The sequence below is a fragment of the Brasilonema sp. UFV-L1 genome (genome assembly GCF_012912105.1).
Classification (GTDB): domain Bacteria; phylum Cyanobacteriota; class Cyanobacteriia; order Cyanobacteriales; family Nostocaceae; genus Brasilonema.
In genome coordinates, this window is the sequence record NZ_QMEA01000262.1 from 1 (window position 1) to 2,953 (window position 2,953).

Annotated in this window: 2 protein-coding genes; both read right to left on the reverse strand. The window is 43.9% G+C overall.

Annotated features, from left to right (window positions below; translation table 11 throughout):
• Positions 1-71 precede the first annotated feature (71 nt).
• On the reverse strand, positions 72-1,508 hold the full coding sequence (locus DP117_RS33810) for a nicotinate phosphoribosyltransferase (protein ID WP_169222522.1): 1,437 nt from the start codon (positions 1,506-1,508) through the stop codon (positions 72-74).
• 397 nt (positions 1,509-1,905) lie between these two features.
• Positions 1,906-2,853, reverse strand: a complete 948-nt coding sequence (locus DP117_RS33815) for a group II intron maturase-specific domain-containing protein (protein ID WP_348983013.1) — start codon at positions 2,851-2,853, stop codon at positions 1,906-1,908.
• Between the last annotated feature and the right edge of the window lie 100 nt (positions 2,854-2,953).

The window sequence follows — 2,953 nt, forward strand, 5'->3', positions numbered from 1 at the left end:
CGACTTGAGGCGTCTGGCATTCAGGAGTCAGGAGTCAGGAGTTAATAATTATTATTCTCCCCATCACCCCATCACCCCATCACACCATCACCCCATCTGCTTGTCTTCGTCTTTTCAGTCAACTGTTGTAACTGGGCAGAAATCTCTACTTTCACCGATACGGGATTGTCCAAACGTCGGGTCACCTCTGGTAAACTAGCAACCGAAGTCGCAGTCCTTTGTCGAATTTCAGCCAAAGTCTCTAGCGGTTGTACCCGTTTACCTTCCTTAACAAATAGCTGCAATAAAGGCACTTGGGAAGCTTGAGAAAATTCTTCGTTCTCATATCTTCTGTGTTGTTCACTCACCAAGCCCAAAGAGTCTGCTGTGACTTTACCTCCCTCAAAAGAACGAAAAATCTGCTTACGTCCTGGGTAAGTCACCTTACCACTTGAGTGTTTCATTACAGGGATATCATCAATTTCTACCAGTTTGTAGACTCCATTAACAGCAGAACCTGTGACTAATCGTGTTCCCAGTCCATAACCATCAATTTCTGCACCAGCAGCTTTGAGTCGCGCGATTTCCCACTCGTCCAAGTCGCCACTCGCGAAAATTGATACACCAGGAAGGAGCGATCGCACTTGTTTTGACAATGATACCAAATCACCGGAATCCAACCTAACTCCTGCTAATTGGATTTCCCCTGAGTTAACCTTTGCAGACAACCGCTGGGCAGCAGCGATAGTATCGTAAGTATCAATTAACAAGGGCGCGTCTGGAAAATAACGATGAAACACAGTGAATGCTTGGTCTTCGCTACCTTCCATTGCTGACAGTGCCATCACCAAAGCGTGGGACATTGTACCACTAGGTTTTTCTCCCAGTTGTAGCGCTGCTAACACATTCGAGGTTGCATTCAAACCACCAGCTAGTGCTGCACGCGCCGCCCATAAAGATGCTTGAGGGCTAAAAGCCCGTCTTGTTCCAAATTCCAGTAGCGTTGCATTTGCAGACGCCACATCGCGCAATCTTGCTGCGCGTGTCGCAATCAAACTTTGGTAATTTAAGGTATTCAAAAGGTAAGTTTCTACCAGTTGTGCTTGCCAAAGAGGTGCTTCCACTCGCAACAGAGGTTCATTCGCGAACACAGCTGTTCCTTCAGGTACTGCCCAAATATTACCAGTAAAACGTCCCTCAGCAAGAAGTGACCAAAAACTCTCAGGAACATTGGTAAAAATTCCTGTTGCTTGCAAAGCTGCTATCCCAGAGGGACTAAAGTGGAATTTTTCCAAATATTCCAACGCTTGCGCCAGCCCCATAGCAATCAAATAGCCAAAACTTTCTGGTAAACGTCTGACAAACAACTCAAAACTTGCCCATCGTTGCTCTACACCTTCACCAACATAACAAGCCGCCATTGTCAACTGGTAAAAGTCTGTCAGCAAGCTGTTATCAATAGTAGAATCTGTGTTCTGCTGTTGCTGATTGTTTGTAGATACACAGTTCAGACTCGGCAAACTAGTCATAGCATAGCGCCCTTGGAAGAATACCTCTGTCTTTTATGGTATTTTTTACCATAAATAATGTCAACTATTGAACGAGCACTGTAAAAAACCGCTTGAAATGAGTCTTTTTCAGGCTATTCTCTTATTTTAGTCAAGATTTTAATAATTTTTAATAGTGATAGTTATTAATAATATAGCTATTACTCCCTTCCCGCTAGAAAATTACCGATCTTCTTTTCCTCTTTCTATGCGCCAAGGGCGCACGCTGCATTAGAGTCGAGTGGGGAATCGCTCCCCCACCCTCTCCTCCAAAACCGGACGTGATAGTTTCCCATCATCCGGCTCCTCAATGACTTGGCTCCTGTCATGAGAACCTCGTTACCCAATTGAGGGCTTAGGCGACTAGAATGGATTATTATCAAGGTAATCTTCCTCTAGTACTTTCATTAGAGCCAACCGTGTGGATGTTAGAGCCATCCAATGCGGTTTTGTTATCGTGGCAGTGTCGGTGGATTATTTGGAGATTGTCGAATGTGTCTTTGCCTCCTTTGCTCATAGGAATTTTGTGGTCAATCTCCATTAAGTCTCCGTCTTTAAAGTACAGTCCGCAGTATTCGCATTTTCCTTTTTGCCTTTTCAGGAGTTTTGCAACTCTATTTGTGGCTTCTGGGTGCTTGCCTAATCTCGTACTCCAGTAAATCCAATCTCCGTCATATGGGCTGCGTTCACCTTGCACCTTAACGTGTCTCACTATTGGAGTGTCTGTGTGTCTGGCTAATTTCAACCCGTCTTGTGTGCTGAATACCCAATTGTCATTTCCAACAGTATGCCAATATTTATTTACTATTTCGTGTTGGTTACTTCTAGGGCATCTACGTATTGCCCAAGCTCTGAGTTTTTGGTAAGTGAGATGATTTAGTAACTGGAAAGTATCATTGCTCACTACGGTTGAATAATAGTTTGCCCACCCTCTGATGACAGGGTTTAGAGCCTTGATTAATGCCGCTTGCGGCGCTGTTATGTGGGTGTCTATTATTCCACCTGTTTCTTCTAAGTGAAGTTTAATTTTTTCTTTGCTTGGGGTGATGAGGGTGTTAAAGCCTAGTGGTTGTTTTTTGCCATTTCTGGCTGAACGGTACGTCCCAACTTTGTGTTGTCTGACGTTAAAACCTAAGAAATTAAACCCCACATTTTCTTCATACTTGTGGAGGGTATGAGTTAATCGTGTTTTACTAGGTTTTAGTTCCAATCCCATACCTTTTAACCATTCAGTTATCACTTGCTGACATCTTTGAACTACGGTTAGGTCTTCATGGATTATTACGAAGTCATCGGCATATCGAATTAAGGCTGTGGTTTTGGACACCTGCTTAATTCGATTTTCCATCCCGTGTAGGGCAATATTTGCCAAGAGTGGAGAAAATAGAGTAGGGACGGAGCGCACCTTCAAACCTCACGACTTGCGT